Source organism: Propionivibrio soli (genome assembly GCF_025770765.1).
In the GTDB taxonomy this organism is placed as follows: domain Bacteria; phylum Pseudomonadota; class Gammaproteobacteria; order Burkholderiales; family Rhodocyclaceae; genus Propionivibrio; species Propionivibrio soli.
On record NZ_JANZKY010000010.1, the window covers coordinates 125,418 to 144,007 of the forward strand.

Genomic DNA, 18,590 nt, shown 5'->3' on the forward strand with positions numbered 1-18,590 from the left:
AGTCCGCTCAATGCGCGGCGCCTTCGAGGTAGGCAGCGCGCACTTCTGAGCTTGCAAGGAGCTCGCGCCCGGTCCCGCTGAGCACGATGCGTCCGTGCTGCAATACGTAACCGCGATGCGCCACGCGCAAGGCGTGGTGGGCGTTCTGTTCGACGAGCAGCACGGTCATTCCGTGGTCGCGATTCAGGCTACGGATCGTCTGGAAAATCTTCTTGATATACAGAGGAGCCAGCCCGAGCGAGGGCTCATCCAGGAGCAGCAGCCGCGGTCTCGCCATCAGCGCGCGGGCGATCGCCAGCATCTGCTGTTCGCCTCCCGAGAGCGTACCGGCGCGCTGACCACGCCGTTCCTCCAGAATGGGAAACAAGGCATACACGCGACGCAAGTCCACGTCGAAATTCGTGGGATCGGCGAGCACAGCGCCCATCTGGAGGTTCTCGAACACGCTCATGCGCGGAAAGATCCGACGCCCTTCCGGCACCAGCGCGATGCCGCGGCGGGAGATCTCGTGCGTCGGCAAACCGGTGATGTCTTCGCCGTCGAAGACGATACGCCCCGCCGAAGCGCGGGGCTTGCCGAACAGCGACATCATCAGCGTCGACTTGCCCGCGCCATTGGCACCGATAAGGGTCACCACCTCGCCCACCTGCACCGATAGGTCGATGCCTTGCAGCGCGCAGATCGGGCCGTAATGCGCATGCACGCCTGAAAGCTTGAGCATCATCGTGCCGCCCCTTTGTCCCCATCGTAGCGCTCGTCTTCCTCCTCCCCAAGATACGCCTGGATGACGCTCGGGTTGGTGCGGATCGCTTCGGGCGTTCCCTCGGCGATCTTGCGCCCGTAATTGAGCACGCAGATGTGATCGGAGACGTTCATGACGACGTTCATGTCGTGTTCGATGAGCAGGATTGATAGTCCGTCGTCGCGCACCAGGGATTGCAGGAGCGCGTTGAGCTCGGCCGACTCGCGCGGGTTGAGACCGGCCGCCGGCTCGTCGAGACAAAGCAGGATCGGATCGACGCACAGCGCGCGCGCGATTTCGATACGCCGCTGCGTACCGTAAGGCAAATCGCCGGCGGCGAGATCCGCCTTGTCGATCAGCCCGAGGCGCGTGAGCCATCGCACGGCCTTCTCGACCGCCTGCGTTTCCGCCCGGCGGTACGAGGGCAACCCCAACAACCCGGCGAGCGAAAAGCGCGACGCCTCTTGCAGCGGGTTGTGCTGCGCGACGATCAAGTTCTCGAGCACCGTCATTTTCGGGAACAAGCGAATGTTCTGGAAGGTGCGCACCACCTGCGCCGCACGCGCCACTTGGTGGCTGGCGAGCGCCTCCAGCGCCAGCGTTCCACGTTGCGGGTGGTTGAGACGGACACTGCCGACCGTTGGCTTGTAGAACCCGGTCATGCAGTTGAACAGCGTCGTTTTACCTGCGCCGTTCGGTCCGATCACGGCCGTGATTCTGCCCGTATGCACGTCAAGCGACAGGTCGTCGATGGCTGTCAGCCCTCCAAAGCGCATGGTCAAGCGGTCGACGGCCAAAAGCGGTTGGCGTTCGCTCATGGGCGTCCCTCCTCGCGTGCGTGGCGCAGCGTCGGTTCGCGCTTGGAGAGAATGCCGCCCGGTTTCCAGATCATGATCAGGATCATCGCGGTGCCGAAGAGCAGCATGCGGTACTCGGCGAAGTCGCGGCCGAGTTCCGGCAACAGCACGAGCACGAGCGACGCGAGCACGACGCCCAACTGGCTGCCCATGCCGCCGAGGACGACGATCGCCAGAATGATCGCCGACTCGTTGAAGGTGAAAGACTCCGGCGAGATGAACCCCTGCCGGGCGGCGAAGAAAACGCCAGCCACGCCGCCAAGCATGGCGCCGAGCACGAAGGCCGAGAGCTTCACGTTGGTGACGTTGATGCCGAGCGCCTTGCACGCGATCTCGTCCTCGCGAACCGCCTCCCAAGCCCGCCCGACCGGCAGTCGGCGCAGCCGCGTAACGAACACATTGGTCAGCACGCACAGCACGAGGATCACGTAGTAAAGGAAGACGATGCGATGCACGGGCGAGAATTCGAGCCCGAAGAACGAAGCGAAGGTCGGCTCGTCGCTCGGCGGCTTGAAGGGAAGACCGAAGAAGGTCGGGCGCGGAATCGACGTGATCCCGTTCGGCCCGCCCGAGAATTCAGTCCAGTTGATCAGGATAACGCGGATGATTTCTCCGAAACCGAGCGTCACGATCGCCAGGTAGTCGCCGCGCAGGCGCAGACTCGGCCAACCGATGATGAGTCCGAAGCCGGCGGCAATCAGGCCGGCTACCGGCAAGGCTACCCAGAAGCCCCAGCCGAATTGCGTCGACAACAAGGCGTAGGCGTAGGCGCCCACCGCGTAAAAAGCCACATGGCCGAGATCGAGCAGGCCGGCGAGGCCGACCACGACGTTGAGCCCCCATCCGAGCATCACGTAGATGAGCACGGTCGTCGCCGTATCGACAACGTAGCGGTTGTCCGAGAACGCAATCGGCAGCAGCAAAGCCCCGATGAACGCCAGCCAGCCGACGCGAACGATCATCCGGCGCCCGCCTGCCGTCCGCCGCTGGTCACTCGACGTGAGCGAACGTTCGCGGCGCACACGGCGCTCCCCGAGTCGATCTGCGAGATAGCGCAGCACCAAGCGTCCGGCGAACACCGCCAGCACGAAAGCCGCGAGTATCGGCCAGCGCGTTGCCACCTGCAGCGTACCGCCCTGGTCGACGGTCGTCAGTCCGACCATTGGGATGCCAAGGAGCAGAGCGACGAAAGCGACGGCCAGCGCGTCCTTGCTGCGATCGGCGAGCGTGGCCCCGCCGAGAACCTGCACAACCGGCTCGCCCATCACACCTTCTCCACTTCGGGCCGGCCGAGCAATCCGGAAGGACGGAACATCAGCACAAGAATCAGGATCGAGAAGGTCGCGACGTCCTTGTACTCGGGCGACAGATACGCCGCCCAAAAGGCTTCGACAAGACCGATCAGCAAGCCGCCGAGCATGGCCCCGGGCATGGAGCCGATACCGCCGAGTACGGCAGCAGTGAAGGCTTTGATGCCGGCGACGAAGCCGATATAGAAGTCGACGACGCCGTAATAGACGGTCACCAATACGCCCGCGACGGCAGCGAGGGTCGCGCCGAGCATGAAGGTGAGCGAGATCGTACGGTCGACGTTGATGCCGAGCAGCGCCGTCATCGTCGGGTCCTGTTCGCAAGCGCGCTGTTGGCGCCCGAACGACGTTTTGCCGATCACGTACGAGAACGCGGCCATCAGCGCCACGGTAACGATCACGATCAGCAACTGCGAGTAAGCGAGGTGCACCGTGAAGCCCTCGCTGGCATAGAGATCGAAGCCGCCGACCACCACCGGCGGAATAGGCTTCACCCGCGCACCTTGGGTCAGTTGCACCATGTTCTGCAAGAAGATCGACATGCCGATCGCTGAAATCAGCGGTGCCAGCCGCGTCGATCCACGCAGCGGGCGATACGCGGTGCGCTCGACGGCCCACCCGTACACCGATGTAAACAGGACTGAAAGGAGCAGCACGGTGAGCAGCGCCAGCGGCACCGAGGTGATGCCGAGCGAAGCGAGCAGGGTAAAGGCGCTGACGGCGATGAAGGCGCTCACCATATAGATGTCGCCGTGCGCGAAATTGATCATGCCGATGATGCCGTACACCATCGTGTAGCCGATCGCGATCAGGCCATAGACGGCGCCCAGCGTCAGGCCGTTAATAAGTTGCTGCAGCGCCAGCGCCATGCACTTCCCCGATTCCCACTTCTTGTTCTTGACAACGTTCATCGACGCATCCAACCGCACCTCGCGTGCGAGCTAACTCATGCGTCAACGGTTTGACCCGCCGCGCTCCGCGCGACCCGGCGAGGAGTCGCGCGCGAAACGAGCGCAAGGACGGGCTCATGACTGATTACTTGGCGACGTAGTCGTACTTGCCGCCCTTCCATTGGTAAACCATGAAGCCGGGCAGTTTGTTGTCGCCCTTGGCGTCAAAGGAGAGCTTGCCGATGACGGTGTCGAAGCTGCCGGAACGCATGGCTTTTTCGAGGTCGGCGTACTTCACGCTCTTGGCTTGTTCGGTCGCTTGTGCAAACAGCTGCATCGCAGCATAGGCATACATCACGTAGCCCTCCGGCTCGACCTTGGCGTCGCGGAACTTCTTGACGACGTCAGCCGCGGCGGGGTTCTTGCGCGGATCCGGCGAGAAGGTGAACAGCACGTTGTCCGAGGCTGGACCGGCGGCCGTGACGAGTTCGGTGTTGGTCATCGTGTCGCCGCCCATGACGGTCAGCTTGAGGCCTGCCTGTTGCGCCTGACGCAGGATCAGCGCCACTTCGGTGTGGTAGCCGCCGTAGGCCATCACTTCGACGCCGGCCGACTTGAGCTTGCTGACAAGACCCGAGTAGTCCTTCTCGCCGGCGGTGATCGACTCGCGCAGCGCCGGCTTGGCGCCCTTGGCCTGCAGAGCCTTGGCAATTTCATCTGCCAAGCCCTTGCCATACGCGCTCTTGTCGTCGACGACGGCGATCTTCTTGCCCTTGAACGTATCAGCGAGATAGTTGCCGGCGACTGCGCCTTGCTGGTCGTCGCGGCCCATGATACGGAAGATGTTCTTCAGGCCGCGCTCGGTGACCTGCGGGTTGGTCGACACCGTGGCCATCGGGATCTGTGCCTCGTTATACACATCGGACGCAGGGATCGTCGAGCTGGAACACCAGTGGCCGTGCATGAACACGATCTTCTTGTTCACCATCGCGTTCGCGACCGATACGGCTTGCTTCGGATCGCACGCATCGTCGCCCACTTCGAGCTTGATTTTTTGGCCGAGAACGCCGCCCTTGGCGTTGATGTCGGCGATGGCGAGCTCGGCCCCCTTTCGGATCTGATCACCCGCCGACGCGTACTGCCCGGTCATCGGCCCAGCGATCGCTACCAGGTGGTCGGCATAAACCGGAACAGCGGATACCAGCAGGCCGATTCCGGCCAGCAGCATGTTCTTGCGCATTATTCTCTCCTCGGGTCGTGGACGTGGAAGGCTAGGGAACGAAGCCGCTTCGCGGTGAGGGCCGAGTCGCCAACGGACTCTTGGCAACGGCGACGGCCGCAAAGAGGCGATATTTTAACCGCAGGACTTGCAGAAATCCTCCCCGTTTTGCGTGCCCGAGAATCGCGCGCTATGAGGCGAGACGGGGAGCCGGCTTCCTTTGCCTCTCCGCAGCCAGACGCGCAATGAAAAAAGGCAGGCACCCCGGCGGGGTCGCCTGCCTCAAGCTCCTCGTGAAAAGCCGGTTACTTATTGCGCAGAATCGCAACGCCGGTGTCGATGACCGCCGGGCCAGTGCTCATGTCGTGGAGGGCGGCGTTAGCCTGGGCAACGCCGAGATAGCCCATGGTGAAGGGGTTCTGCGCCATCGCGGCCTTCAGACTGCCGTCCTTGATCAGACCGAGGATTGCGTCGGACTTGTCGAAGCCGATGCCGATGATCGGTTTGCCGGAAGCCTTGATGGCGTTGCCAACGCCGACCGTCGAGCCTTCGTTGGCGCCGAAGATGCCGACCAGATCCCCGTTGCCGGAGATGAAGCCGACGGCCGCTTCCTGTGAGGCAGCGGCGTCGCCGTCCTTGTACTCGGTGGTCAGGATGGTGTAGCCGGCGGGCTTGATGACGCTGCGGAAGCCGTTTTCACGGTCCATCGTCGAATTCGTCGCGGTGTTGACGCTGATGATGCCGATCTTGCCGCTCGTCTTGCCCGCGGCCTTGAGTTCCTCGATCATCGTCTGCCCGGCCAGCACGCCAGCCTGGTAGTTGTTTGTCGACAGTGTCGCAATCGCCGGAACGTCGGCACCGGAGTCGACGTAGATGATCTTCACGCCTTTGGACTGCGCGTTCTTCACCGCGTCGGAAATCGCCTTCGGATCGTTGGCGGCGAGCAGGATCAGATCGGCCTTGTCGGCGACGGCGTTGTTGACCGCTTCGATCTGCTTGGCGTTGTCCTTGACGTCCGGGGCGTCCCACTTGTACTTCAGGTTGAGCGCCGTGGCCATCGCCTTGGCACCTTCATCGACCTTCACCCAGTGCTGGTCCATCTTGTCCATCGTGATCAGATAGACGGTCTTCGACGGCGCCGGTGCCGCCGCGGGCGCGGCAGCAGCGGGGGCTTCCTGCTTCGGGGCGCAGCCGATCAACGCTACGGCGGCGAGCGACGCCAACATCAATGAACTAAGTCCTTTTCCCATTTTGTGCAACCTCCTTGTGAAGTTTCAAACCTTCCGATTCGTCTTGTGCCGGCTTGAACCCTTACTGAGCCGGGCGCTTCTTGAACAACTCCAGTTTGCCGCTACGCGCGATGCGGTCGATCAGCACCGAGATGATGACGACGACACCGATAACGAGGTTTCTCAAGGCCAGCGGGGCGCCGGCGAATTGCAGGCCGTTGTTGAGCACGCCCCAGATGAACGCGCCGATCACCGTGCCGAAGAGCAGCCCCTGCCCGCCCATCGTGCTAACACCGCCGATCACCGACGCCGCCACCGCATTCAGTTCGTACATCATTCCCGCGTTCATCGTCCCCATGCCGCTCTGCGCCGTGAGCATCAGGCCGACGACCCCGGCCAGGAAGGCGCTGAACACATACACGCGCGTCTCGGCGACGACGACGTTGACGCCCGAGAGCTTGGCCGCCTCGTAATTGCTGCCGATGGCGTACGTATGGCGCCCGGTGCGCGTCTTGCCGAGGATGAAGGCGAAGATCACGAAGAGGACGATGCCAATCCAGATCGGGTTATACAGGCCCAGCGTGTTGCCGTAATAGAAGAAGCTCTTGAACGCGTTGGCACTCGCCGGTATGCCGTCGGTATTCATATTGCCGTTGGCCAACTGTGCGATGCCGCGCGCGATGATCATCGTGCCGAGCGTGGCGATGAACGCGGGCAGCTTGGTGATCGAGACGAGTAGACCGTTGATCAGTCCCACCGCGCAGCAGGCGACGATCGTGATGGCGCTCGCCAGCCACGGGTCCATACCCCTGGTCGTCATCAGCGTCGCGGAAATCATGCTCGACATGCCGGCCACCGAACCGATCGACAGGTCGATACCGCCGGTGATCATGACGAACGACTGGCCGATACCGATGATCATGATCGGCACCACCTGCCGCAGCAGGTTGGTGGTGTTCTCGCCCGAAAAGAAACTCGGGTTGATGACACCGAAGACGAGGATCATCACGGCGAGCGCCACGCTGACCGAAATGACCTGTCCCATGCCGCGGATGGCCAGAATTTCCTTGAGATAGTTTGCTTTCATCCGTCGCTCACTGCAAAGCGTATTGGGTTGCACAGCGCAGAATCTCGTCCTGCGTCGTTTCCTTGGATATCAGGTTGCCGGTGATGCGCCCGTTGCACATGACGAGAATCCGGTCGCTCATGCCCATCACTTCGGGCATTTCGGACGAGACGAAAAGCACGCCGATGCCTTTCGCCTTCAGTTCGTTCATGATGGTGTAGATCTCGACCTTCGACGCCACGTCGATGCCGCGCGTCGGCTCGTCGAAGATGACGACCTTCGCCTCGCGCACCAGCCATTTGCCGAGCACGACCTTCTGTTGATTACCGCCAGAGAGATTTTTTGCCGTCTGCTCTTCCGACGGCGTGCGGATGCGCAGATCGCGAATGGCACGCTGTGTGAGGTCTTTCTCGGTGCCACTGCGCACGACGCCCCAGCGGTTGCAGACGCTGTCCAGGTTGGCGAGCCCGATGTTCTCGCGGATCGAAAGCTCGGTGCACAAGCCTTCCTTTTTGCGGTCCTCCGGACCGAGAACGATGCCGTGCCGGATCGCATCCATCGGGTGCCGGATCGATAGCGTTTCGCCATCCAGCGTGATCGTGCCGCTTTCGACCGGATCGGCGCCGAAGATTGCGCGCACGAGTTCGGTACGCCCCGCGCCCATCAGTCCGGCAAGGCCGATGATCTCGCCAGCGTAGAGCGAGAACGAGACATCACGCACCATGCCCGAGGACAGGCCGGAAACCTCTAGTATCTTCCGCCCCTTGTCGACGGCGACATGCGGGAACTTCTCTTTGATCTCGCGCCCGACCATCATCGAGATGATCTCGTCGAGCGTAGTCTCCGCAAAGTCGCGGGTCGCGACGTACCGCCCGTCGCGGAAGATCGAAACGCGGTCGGTGATTTCCTTCAGTTCATCAAGACGGTGCGAGATATAAATGATGGCGCAGCCCTGTTCCCGCAAGTCACGCACGATACGGAAGAGCTCCGTGATCTCGCGCTCGGTAAGCGCCGAGGTCGGTTCGTCCATGATCAGGATGCGGGCATTCGTCGACAGCGCCTTGGCGATCTCGACCATCTGCTGCTTGGACACCGGAAGCTTCTTCACGACCGTGCGTGGGTCGATGTCGATCTTGAGCTTGTCGAGCATCGCCTTCGCCATGCGGTTCATGTCGGTCTGCCGGACCACGCCGCGCGTATGCATCTCGCGCCCAAGGAACATGTTCTCGGCCACCGTAAGGTCGGTGCACATGTTCAGTTCCTGGTGGATGATCGCAATGCCGAGTTCCTGCGCCTTCTTCGGCGTCAGTTCGCCGATCTCGAGGCCGTTCAGCCGGTAGCTTCCCGAATCGCGGTTGTAGATGCCGCTGATGATCTTCATCAGCGTCGACTTCCCGGCGCCGTTCTCGCCGAGGAGCGCATGCACTTCTCCCGCCTTCAGATTGAAGTGCACATCGTCCAGCGCCTTGACTCCGGGGAACGATTTGCTGATCCCGGACAGTTCCAACACATACTCTTGCACGCGACCTTCCCTTGGTTCGTTGGTCCGCCGTCGGCTCTTCTTCTAGGCCGAATTGCAGCGTGCGGCGACTCTAGCACCCGCTTTTTTTCGACTCAAAGGTCATTCTTCAGGTGAAGGGAGACGTTCTTTGGATTGAGAACGATTTTTCTCTCGAAGAGGTCGGCTTCCGACGCACTCGACGTCAGGCCGAGAATCGCGACGCCTTTGGCGCGCAACAAGCGGATGAAGAACGCGCTGGTCTCTTCGAGACTGCGATCGATCGAACTGAACGGCTTAACGCAAACGACGACGCCCGGCCGGTACAGGTGCCAGCGGCAATAGACGAGCTTGAGCAGGGCAACCGGCGAAAGCTGGTCCGGATACTTCCCCAGCTCTCCCGGTTCAAAAAAAGGCGCATATTCGCGCAGGCAACTGGCGAGGTAAGCGGGCGCGGCCCAGAACGTGGCTGTCTTGCGGCTGGCTGCGAAAGCGAGGTTCTCCACGGCCGTGAAATCGGGAAAGAGCATCGTTGCCGCCGGGTTCTCGGGTACGAAGGCAACGCGTTGATCAAGTGCCTCGTGGAGATTACGCGCGTTGAAAGGCCGACCATCGACGGCGATCGATCCAGCGGAGGGCGAAACCTCGCCGGCAAGCAAGGCACGTACGGCCTGCAGCATCGGCCCTTCCTCGTCGTACAGGCATAGTTCGTCGCCGGCATGCAGGCGAAAGCTCAGCCCTCTCAATGCTCCGGCAACAACCGTGGAAAAGGCCAACGCTGGCGGCGCATTGGCAGGAGGAGGCACACCGTGAGTCAGCGCCGGGTGGGGCACCGAACTCTCCCAGGAGAAGCAGGAGCGTATCGCCGCCGCATCGAGCTGGCCGTGCTCGAAAGCCCAGAAGTTCTTCCCGTTCTTGATGACGATCACGCGATCGGCATATCGCTCGAGTGGTGCCACCGCACCGTCTACCAGCACGAAGCCGATGCCTGTTGCCGCGATTCTCACGACAAGCTGCATCAACTGGTCGACCTCGGCGTCGGAAAGAAACGTCGACAGATCCTGCAGAACAACGACTTCCGCGCCAAGTGCGATGTTCTTGACCACCTCGACGTTACAACGTTCGAGCTCGCCAAGATCACGTGCCAGCACCCCGGGTTCCACGGCCAAACCGAACTCACTCAGAAGTTGCCGCGTTTGCCGTTTGATCAAGGGGGTATCGATGAACCGACCTTTCACGCCCGGCCGTATCACGAAGATATTTTCTCCGACCGACAGGTCGTCGATCAGGGTTTTCACCGGGCGAACCACGCCGACCTTGCGCGGCCGCCGCGGATCGATTTCCTCAATCGGGCTCGCTTCATTGCGCCAGTAGAAGCGCCCGCGTGTCGTAGCCATCTTGCCGGACATGATCCCCGACAGCGCATCCTTCACCTCGGCATGCATGGAGAAAACCCCGACGATCTCGCCGCCCCGCAGAACCAGGGTGAAATCGGAGAGCGGCTCCCGGCCAGGTTCACCCGCCGTCACGTCTTCCATGCGGAAGAGCTCGGGACGCATGGTCAGCCGCCAGTGTTCCGCCTGACGGGCAGCGCGATGTCTACGCGGCAGCCGATGCCCTCAACGCTCGAAATGCGCAGTCCGTACGGCTCGCCGAAAAGCAGCTTGATACGGTTGTTCACATTGACGAGCGCGATGTGCCCGGCGCGCGACTTTTCCTCATTGCGCGTCACGAGTTCCGGGAAAGCCAGACGCCTGTTGATGTCGTCAACCTTTTCCTCGGGCATACCGACACCGTCGTCGGCAACCTCGATCGACAGGCGTGGCCCATCGACGGCGATGCGTACCGTCACCTGCCCTGCCCCCACCTTGTTCTCCAGGCCGTGGATGATCGCGTTCTCGATGATCGGCTGCAGCGTCAGCTTGGGCACCAGAAAATCCCGCGCAACCTCGCTCCCCGGCGCCATCTCGACGCGCATCGCGATCCGATCGCCGAAGCGGTAGTTCTGAATCGCAAAGTAGTTCTCGGCGTTCGCGAGCTCCTCTTCGAGCGTCACCAAATTATCCATATTGGATATCGTGTAGCGGAAAAAGGTCGCGAGCGCCTCGGTGATGTCGGCGATGTTGCGCATCCCGGCCGACAGCGCGTCGCCGCGGATCGCCTCCAGCGTGTTGTAGAGAAAGTGCGGATTGATCTGGTTCTGCAGCGCGAGGTATTGCGCCTGCCTGTTGGAAAGCCGGTTCACCTCGTGATTGTCGAGGCGCTTGCGGATCTTCTCGAGCGCCTCCCGCTCGGCTTGCGTGTAATACACCGGGCGGTCGAAAATCGCCTCGGGATCGTAGCCGCGGTTGAAGCGCAGGTACAGCCGGTCGAGAGCCTTCAAGGGCCGCACGATGCCGCGGTAAAAGAAGATCGAGTTGGCCGCGAAGGCCCCGACCAGCAGCGCGCCGATTCCTGTGCCGGCCAGGCCGTTGAGGTAGAACAGGACGCCCAGGATCGCATAGGCCGCCGCGCAGGCCACCGCGCGACGCATCATGTCCCAGCCTTCGTAGAACGCGGCCATCGTCTCCCCCGCTCAGTAGTAGAGCTTCCGGTACTTCGACGGATGGATGCCCGTAAGGCGCGTAAACACTCGCGAGAAATGCTTGACGTCGCCGTAGCCAACGTCGGCGGCAATGTCGGCGATCGTTTTGGCCGGGTCGGCGAGCAGGCGTTTCGCTTCCCGAATACGCACGTCCGTCAGGTATTCGAGAAAGTTGAGCCCCGTCTCCTTCTTGAACAGCACCGAAAAGTAGGTCGGATTGAAGCCCGCGCGCTGACTCACGCTCTCGAGCGAGACCGGTGCCGCGTAATTCGCCTGGATGTACCGCTGGACCTCGCGTACCGGCCGGTTGCTCTCGCGGCGACGCCGGGCCGCGACGTGCTCGACGAGTGCGCCCGCCCGCTCGCCGAGAAGTTCGAACACCTCGGCGCGGCTGGCACAGAACCCGAGCTTATCTTCGGTATCGGCAAGCATGGCTTCGATCGGTTCGTCCACGGCGTTCTGGCTCTTCAAAGCAAAACGCAGGATCTGCAAGCACTCGTCGGCCACGGCAAGAACACCGCGCCCCGACATGGCCCCGTCGTTCGCAACGCGGTCCCCTACCTCACCGATCACGCGGCACGTCTCGCCGGCATCGACGATTTCGACACACGCCAGCAGGCGCTGGCGCAGGCCGGGATTCAGTACGCGGGTCACGACGTCCCCCACATCGGGGTCGGGAAGCTTCTCGATGATGCGGCCCGCGCCGAGCAACAGTCGGTCAGCCACCGCGGTTTCCGCGTCGCGCAGCGAATTGCGCAGCGTGCGCAAATCCGGCGTCGTCCGGCCGAGGCCGACCGTAACCTTGATGCGGTCGAACAATTCGCCTTGCGCCTGCAGCTTGTCGATCACGGCGAGCAGCGCGCGCCGCAGCGGTTTGAGGTGCGCATCGCCGAAGTTGATGACGCCATAAATACCACGCGGCGTCGCATGCAGCGCATGCGCGTGGGCTTTCCCGGCAAGCGCCCCGGTGAGCGCGGCCTGGGTTTTCTCGGCTAGCAGCCGGCGGACATTGGCATTGATCGATGCGTAATGCACATCAGCCTTGACAACAAGCCCCTGGAACAGATCGGGGACGAAGCCGAGATCGAATTCACGGTTGATCCGCTCCAGCGTCGAGCCGTCGGCTCCGGCTTCGTGAGGGAACAGCGCCGCGTCGTCGTCGGCGAGCAGGCGCGCGACAAAGTCTTCGCGATGCCGCTTCGCGTCGTCGCGAGCGCGCTCCGAATACACGGCATCGCGTTGTTTCGTCGCTTCGCGCTCGGCATATTTCTGCACCATCTTGCGCAGCGTCTGGTTGATCTCCACGGCTTTCAAAGGCTTCAGGAGATAATCCTCGACGCCGAAGCGGATCGCCTTCTGCGCGTACTCGAAGTGCCGGTAGCCGCTCACGATGATGAAGTCGGTTTCCGGGTTCGTCTGCTTCGCCCGGTCGATGAGCTCGATTCCGTCGTAACCCGGCATGCGGATGTCGGTGATGACGACATCCGGGCGCTCGGCGTTGATCAGATCGAGTGCAGAGAGGCCGTCGCTCGCTGTGGCAACGAGCTCAAGGCCGAGCTCGTCCCACTGGATCAGGTTCTTGATCAGCAGCAGGACTTTCGGTTCGTCGTCTGCAATGATTACGCGGAACATCGCTTCTCCGACCCGCCGGGCGCAGCTTCCGCCCGGCTCTATCGTTCGCCTATTGCGCCCATTGCCGCCGCCGGAGCGGCGTGGCGGTTCAGCCGGATATGATGCTCACCTGGGCGGAGAGCCGTGCGAGAACCTCCGCCGACGGCGGCGTTGCGCCGGCCGACAGGCAGGCGCCCGCTCCTGCCGCGATCGACGCACGCAGATGCTCGTCCCAGCCGGCATCCGGATGGTCCATCAGGCTGCACAGCAAACCGCCGAGACTGCAGTCGCCCGCGCCAACCGTGTCGACGACTTCGATCTTCGGAGGCGAAGCCCGCCACGAACGGTCGCCGACATAGATCGCTGCCCCCTCGGCGCCGCGCGTGAACAGGATCGGCGCCGCCGGGTTCATGGCCCGCAGCCTCACAAAGGCACCGGCGTCGTCGGTGGTGCGGAAGAGCCCGCACAGGTCCTCCTCGGAGACCTTCACGAGGTCGGCGATCGCTACCATGCGCGCGAGGATCGGGTCGTAACGTTCGGTCATGGCCACGCGGAAGTTCGGGTCGTAACTGATGCGTACGCCACGCTTCTTGAGCCGTTCGGCCAGGGCGACGAGGCGATCGGCGAGCGGCGGCCGGGCGAGGCTGATGCTGCCAAAGTGCGCCCAGCTCACAGCGTCTTCCCAACCCGCCGGCAAAGCGTCGGCGTCGAAGTGCAGATCGGCGCTGTCGTCGCCGACGAAGAAATACTTCGGCGGATGCGTCTCGTGCACGATCGCGAGCAGCGGGGAGCGGTCATAGCGCTGCATGAATCGCATGTCGAGCCCGGCTTTCTCGCTCGCCTGCCACAGCGTGTCGCCGAAGCAGTCGCGGCTGACGGCACCGCCGAAGGCGCTCGGCACGCCGAAGCAGGCCATCACCTGCGCCACGTTCCACGGAGCGCCGCCGGGTACGCTGGCCCAGCGGTCCGGGCCGAGACGGATCATGTCGGTCAGCGCTTCGCCGAAAGAAACGAATTTGGGAAGGCCGGCCATCATACGTTCTCCAGTTCGCCCATGCCGCGCAGCACATCGAAACAGGCTCCGATGTCGTGGTAATCGACCTTGCCGCCGGGGCTCTTCTCGCGCGTGTGATTGAGGTTGGCCGGGTCGAGGATGCGGAACCAGGCGCCGTGTTCGTGATCGACGAAATGGTGCCAACAGTAGTCCCAGATCTTCTCGTACCACTGCCAGTACTCCGGCTTGCCGGTACGGGTGGCGAGCAGCGCCGCTGCCGCGAAGGACTCGGCCTGCACCCAGTGATACTTGTCGCCGTCGCAGATCTCGTCCTCGGGCCCGAAGCCGTAATGCAGGCCGCCGTGCTCCTTGTCCCAAGCACGACTGACACCAGCGTTGAAGAGCGCTTCGGCACGCGGCAAATGCCAGTCGGCCGGCAAATGCGCATCGAGCTGCAGCAGCAGCTTCGCCCACTCCGTGTGGTGGCCCGGTTGGTAGCCCCACGGCCGGTAGATGTTCGTCTTGTCGTTGCGGTTGTAGTCCCAATCGACCGACCAGTCGGTGTGGTAGTGCTCCCAGATCATGTCGTTGGCGAGCGCCGCCTGCCGGCATGTGATGTTGCGCGCCAGCATCTCGGCACGCTCGATATAGCGGCGATCACCGGAGGCGACAAAGGCGTAGATCATCGCTTCGCAGGCGTGCATGTTCGCGTTCTGGCCGCGATAAGGCAGCACGGTCCAATCGGCGCGCGCCTCGTCGGCATAGAGGCCGGCGACCGGCTCCCAGAACCGCTTCTCGGCAACCTCGAAGGTTTCCTTGAGCCACCCCGCCGCCTCGGCGACTCCGCTCTTCAAGGCATGCGCATAGGCGAGAATGACGAAGGCCATGCCGTAGCAGTGGCGGGTATCGTCGAGCACGGTGGCACGCCCGTCGTGCCAGTCGATCAACCACGCGTAGCCGCCGGTTGCCGGATCGAGAAACGCCTTGCGCAGGAAGTCGACCCCGTGTCGTACGCCGTCCTGGAAGCGCTTCTCGCGCGTCAATGCATAGAGCATGGCATGGGTGATGATGAATCGTGTCGCATTCACCAGATGCCGCGTGCGTTTGTCATAGACGGTGCCGTCGTCGAGATAGAAGTGGTACATGCCGCCACTCGGGTCGATCGCGCGGTCGGCGTAGAAATCCATGATCCAGCGGATGTGCTGGCGCAGAAAGGCGGGGGAACGAAAATCCGGGGCTGGAGGTATGGTCATGATGTGCCGATCAGTAAACAAGATTGACGAAGCGAAGCGCCGCCCAAGCCACAGCAACCGGAGCGCATCGCGGTTGCCAGAAATCCCTGAGGGAGCATCGGAAGCCTTTACCTACTACAATGCGGCCATTTTCCCTGCAAAGCGAGTTTAAGGTCGCCGACGGTGCTTGATCAAGCGCCGTCGAATGAAGTTTACTAAACAGCGTCGGGAACCACAACGAAAAGGCGGCCCGACCGCCGAAAACCGGAGAACTCATGTCCGTCACCGTCCGCGATATCGCGAAGGCCGCCAAGGTTTCCGTCGGCACTGTCTCGCGCGCGCTCAAGAACCAGCCGGGAATGGCCGAGCGCACGCGGCGCCGCATCCGTGACATCGCCGTTTCGCTCGGCTACGACTTCGAGCGCCTGCAATCCGAGCCGATCCGCCGTATCGCATTTCTGCTGCACCGGCAGCACAAGCTCTCGGCGACCGCTTTTTTTTCGGAAGTCCTGCACGGGGTCGAAGACGCCTGCAGCAGCCTCGGCGTATCGCTGAGTTTCCTTGCCGTCGGCCCGGCCGACCCGGTGATGGCCCAACTCTCGCGGCATGAAGCAGACGCATTGATCTGTGCTGGCTACTTCGAGCCCGAATTGCTGCAACTGCTCAGGCAAAGCGGCAAGCCGATGGTCCTCGTCGATCAATGGTCGCTCGATTTCACCTCGGTCAATCCGGATAACGAAACCGGCGCCTATCTGGTCACGCGCCATCTGCTCGACACGGGCCGTCAGCGCATCGCCTTTCTCGCCCATTCGCTCGCCCACTTCAGCATCCGTCAGCGCGAACGCGGTTTTCGCCGTGCGCTGTTCGAGGCCGGCATCCTCGCCGATCCGGGACTCGACGTCGTGGCGCCGCCGGGAGCCGACGTGGAAACCGGCGTCGCGTTTCTGACCCAACACCTGCTCGCGCTGCCGAAACCACCCGATGCGATATTCGCGTACAACGACGCCGCCGCGTTGCTTACCATGCGCCACTGTCAGGAGGCGGGCTTCTCGGTGCCCGACGACATCGCTATTGCCGGGTTCGACGACATCGCGATGGCTGCGCTCAGCAACCCGCCGCTGACTACCGTGCATGTCGACAAACCGCAGCTCGGACGGCGCGGTGTCGAGTTGCTGATGCAGGCGGCAGCGAGCCGTAGCGAAGAGACGCTCCCGGTCGAACTCGTCGTCCGCGATAGCACGCGGCCGACGTCGTCGCCTAGCCGACCAACGCCGCACGCTTAGTCACCAGGCCTCATTAGGCGGCTAAAGGTCAACCATCACCTTCATGATCGACGGCCCGTTGGCGTCGATGAAACGGTAGGCATCGGGCCACTCGTCGAATGGGAGATGCCGGGAAACGAGCGGGGCGATCGAGACGGACGAGGCGAGCAGTTGCACGGCAGCCTCCCAGTCCTCACGCCAATACATCATGCTGCCGGCGAGGACGATCTCGTGCTCGCCGACGATGCTCATGTCGACGACCGGCGGCTTTCCATAAACGCCGACGATGAGAACCAGACCTCCCTTCTCAATCGCTTTCACGACCGAGCGCAGCGACGCTTCGACGCCCGCCGCTTCGAAGGCGAGATCGAATCCTCCCGGCCCGAAGGCCGCCTCCGTTGCATCTTCGAGCGACTCGCGGCTTGTGTTGACCGCGTGGTCGACACCGCACCGGCGGGCTACGTCGAGTCGGTAATCGGCCACGTCGGTGATGAGCACCTTGGCCGCGCCCCGCGCCTTCGCGACCTGGGCGATGAGGTTGCCGATCGTTCCGGCGCCGAGTACGACCACGTTACGTCCGGCAAGGTCTCCCGCACGCTTACAGGCATGCACGGCGACCGACACCGGCTCCACGAAAGCGCCTTGGTCGGCGGTGAAGTCGTCGGGCAGGATAACCAGGCGTTCGGCCGGGATGTTGTACAACTCGCGGCCGCAGCCGTCGGCCTGGAAACCGCGCACGCGCAGGTTCTCGCAAATGTTGAACCTCCCTTTGCGGCACGGATTGCATTGCCCGCACACGATCTGCGGCAAGGCGGTGACCTTGGCGCCGAGCGGTGGCGGCGTATCGACGCCTGGGCCGATCGCCTCGACCGTTCCCATGAACTCGTGGCCCTGGATGACGGGGTACGGCGTGAAGGGGTGCGAACCGTGCCAGACGTGGATGTCCGAACCGCAGATGCCAATCTGGCGCACGCGGATCTGTACTTCGCCGGGACCCGGCGGCGTCTCGGCGACGGTTTCGAAGCGGATGCTGCCGGGTTTTTCCATGACGGCCTGTTTCACTTGGGTCTCCGTATTCTCAGAATGTCGAGGTCTTTGCCGATCGTCGTGGTCAGGACGACGAACCGCCGAACCGGCTTTCGGACTGCTTGCGGAACTCGGTCGGCGTCACGCCTTTGAGCTCGCGGAAGCGACGGTTGAAGTTGGCCACGTTGTTGAAGCCACATTCGTAGCAGATGTCGGTCACGTAGCGGTCGGTGCTCATGAGGAGCTGGCAGGCGCGGTTGATGCGCACCTGATTGACGAAGTCGGTGTACGTGTTCCCCGTGGCGCGGCGGAAGAAACGCGAGAAGCGGCTCTCGCTCATCCCAAGTTCAGCGGCAACGTCGGCGGCGGTAATCGACTGCGCGACGTTTTCGGTAATCCGGTTGACGATGTCGTTGATCTGATCGAACTCCGCATCGCTCTCTGCCCCCTTCATCTGCACGCTCGACAGCAGCCGATAATCGGTCCAGCGCGCGAGGTCAGTCATGAAGTCAAGGAAGGCGGCCAGGCGCCGCATGCCCTTCGCCGCCTTGACCTTGTGCCAATGGTCCTGTCCACCGTTGGGGAACCCAAAGAACTCGACACCGTGGCGCGAGCGTTCGAGCAACGGCACAATCTCGGCAAGCTCCGGCATCTGGTGGCACGCGTTCTCGATCGGCGCGTGCTGGAACTGGATGACGAGGTCACGTTTCTGGACGCCCTCCTCCGGCAAATCGAGCGAAATCCAGTTGTGCGGGAGATTGGGGCCGCACAACACCATGTGGCCTGGTTCGAACGGGCCGATCCAGTCGCCGACGAAGGCTTTTCCCGACGTGGCGATGATCATGTGCAACTCGTATTCGTCGTGGCAGTGCCAGCGCGCCAGCGGGGTCGGAAAGCCGTGATCGAGGCAGCGGATGAAGCCGACTTCTGCTGTCGGCTCGTAGCCCAACTCAGGGTTGCGGTTGAAATCGCCTTCGAGCTCCGGCTGGCGTTTCCGCTGTGCGGCAGGCTTGGCAGGGGTCGCCATGGCTAGGTTCCGTCCATCAGGTTCAGATCATTACTCAACTCAT

At 62.7% G+C, this 18,590-nt stretch carries 16 protein-coding genes; 1 reads left to right on the forward strand and 15 read right to left on the reverse strand.

What is annotated here, in order from left to right; all coding sequences use genetic code 11:
• Window positions 1-7 precede the first annotated feature (7 nt).
• The 13 genes from NZ453_RS13270 to NZ453_RS13330 all read right to left on the reverse strand — a co-directional run bounded on the left by NZ453_RS13270 (window position 8) and on the right by NZ453_RS13330 (window position 15,253).
• On the reverse strand, window positions 8-721 hold the full coding sequence (locus NZ453_RS13270; protein ID WP_263771193.1) for an ABC transporter ATP-binding protein: 714 nt from the start codon (window positions 719-721) through the stop codon (window positions 8-10).
• A complete protein-coding gene (locus tag NZ453_RS13275) occupies window positions 721-1,560 on the reverse strand; it encodes an ABC transporter ATP-binding protein (RefSeq protein ID WP_263771108.1) in 840 nt (279 codons plus the stop codon). The genes NZ453_RS13270 and NZ453_RS13275 overlap by 1 nt, the downstream gene beginning before the upstream one ends.
• Entirely contained in the window at window positions 1,557-2,864 is a 1,308-nt protein-coding gene (livM, locus tag NZ453_RS13280; protein ID WP_263771109.1) for a high-affinity branched-chain amino acid ABC transporter permease LivM, read from the reverse strand. Before livM ends, NZ453_RS13275 begins: the two co-directional genes overlap by 4 nt.
• The gene (locus tag NZ453_RS13285; protein WP_476747134.1) at window positions 2,864-3,820 is read right to left on the reverse strand and encodes an ABC transporter permease subunit; all 957 of its coding nucleotides are present in this window, start codon (window positions 3,818-3,820) and stop codon (window positions 2,864-2,866) included. Before NZ453_RS13285 ends, livM begins: the two co-directional genes overlap by 1 nt.
• A gap of 124 nt (window positions 3,821-3,944) precedes the next feature.
• Window positions 3,945-5,039, reverse strand: a complete 1,095-nt coding sequence (locus NZ453_RS13290) for a branched-chain amino acid ABC transporter substrate-binding protein (protein ID WP_420851643.1) — start codon at window positions 5,037-5,039, stop codon at window positions 3,945-3,947.
• 284 nt (window positions 5,040-5,323) lie between these two features.
• Window positions 5,324-6,268 (reverse strand): substrate-binding domain-containing protein, encoded by a 945-nt coding sequence (locus tag NZ453_RS13295; protein WP_263771111.1) that lies wholly within the window; start codon window positions 6,266-6,268, stop codon window positions 5,324-5,326.
• Window positions 6,269-6,329: 61 nt separating this feature from the next.
• The gene (locus tag NZ453_RS13300; RefSeq protein WP_263771113.1) at window positions 6,330-7,334 is read right to left on the reverse strand and encodes an ABC transporter permease; all 1,005 of its coding nucleotides are present in this window, start codon (window positions 7,332-7,334) and stop codon (window positions 6,330-6,332) included.
• 7 nt (window positions 7,335-7,341) lie between these two features.
• Window positions 7,342-8,835 carry a sugar ABC transporter ATP-binding protein gene (locus NZ453_RS13305; protein ID WP_263771114.1) on the reverse strand — a complete coding sequence of 498 codons (1,494 nt, stop codon included), beginning with the start codon at window positions 8,833-8,835 and terminating at the stop codon, window positions 7,342-7,344.
• A gap of 92 nt (window positions 8,836-8,927) precedes the next feature.
• Window positions 8,928-10,370, reverse strand: a complete 1,443-nt coding sequence (locus NZ453_RS13310; protein ID WP_263771115.1) for a sugar ABC transporter ATP-binding protein — start codon at window positions 10,368-10,370, stop codon at window positions 8,928-8,930.
• A 2-nt stretch (window positions 10,371-10,372) separates the two neighbouring features.
• Window positions 10,373-11,374, reverse strand: coding sequence for a sensor histidine kinase (locus tag NZ453_RS13315; RefSeq protein ID WP_263771116.1), 1,002 nt, complete (start codon window positions 11,372-11,374; stop codon window positions 10,373-10,375).
• Between the two features lie 12 nt (window positions 11,375-11,386).
• Window positions 11,387-13,027, reverse strand: a complete 1,641-nt coding sequence (locus NZ453_RS13320; RefSeq protein ID WP_263771117.1) for a response regulator — start codon at window positions 13,025-13,027, stop codon at window positions 11,387-11,389.
• Window positions 13,028-13,115: 88 nt separating this feature from the next.
• Window positions 13,116-14,042: a carbohydrate kinase family protein gene (locus NZ453_RS13325; RefSeq protein ID WP_263771118.1), complete on the reverse strand. Its 927-nt coding sequence runs from the start codon at window positions 14,040-14,042 to the stop codon at window positions 13,116-13,118.
• On the reverse strand, window positions 14,039-15,253 hold the full coding sequence (locus NZ453_RS13330; RefSeq protein WP_263771119.1) for an AGE family epimerase/isomerase: 1,215 nt from the start codon (window positions 15,251-15,253) through the stop codon (window positions 14,039-14,041). The genes NZ453_RS13325 and NZ453_RS13330 overlap by 4 nt, the downstream gene beginning before the upstream one ends.
• A gap of 254 nt (window positions 15,254-15,507) precedes the next feature.
• Here NZ453_RS13330 and NZ453_RS13335 point away from each other — a divergent pair, with 254 nt between their 5' ends.
• Window positions 15,508-16,515, forward strand: coding sequence for a LacI family DNA-binding transcriptional regulator (locus NZ453_RS13335; RefSeq protein ID WP_263771120.1), 1,008 nt, complete (start codon window positions 15,508-15,510; stop codon window positions 16,513-16,515).
• Window positions 16,516-16,536: 21 nt separating this feature from the next.
• On the opposite strand, the gene NZ453_RS13340 is transcribed toward NZ453_RS13335, so the two are convergent.
• Together NZ453_RS13340 and NZ453_RS13345 are read right to left on the reverse strand one after the other, a co-directional pair.
• Window positions 16,537-17,556, reverse strand: coding sequence for a zinc-dependent alcohol dehydrogenase (locus NZ453_RS13340; protein ID WP_263771122.1), 1,020 nt, complete (start codon window positions 17,554-17,556; stop codon window positions 16,537-16,539).
• Window positions 17,557-17,605: 49 nt separating this feature from the next.
• Window positions 17,606-18,547, reverse strand: a complete 942-nt coding sequence (locus NZ453_RS13345) for an AraC family transcriptional regulator (RefSeq protein ID WP_263771123.1) — start codon at window positions 18,545-18,547, stop codon at window positions 17,606-17,608.
• Between the last annotated feature and the right edge of the window lie 43 nt (window positions 18,548-18,590).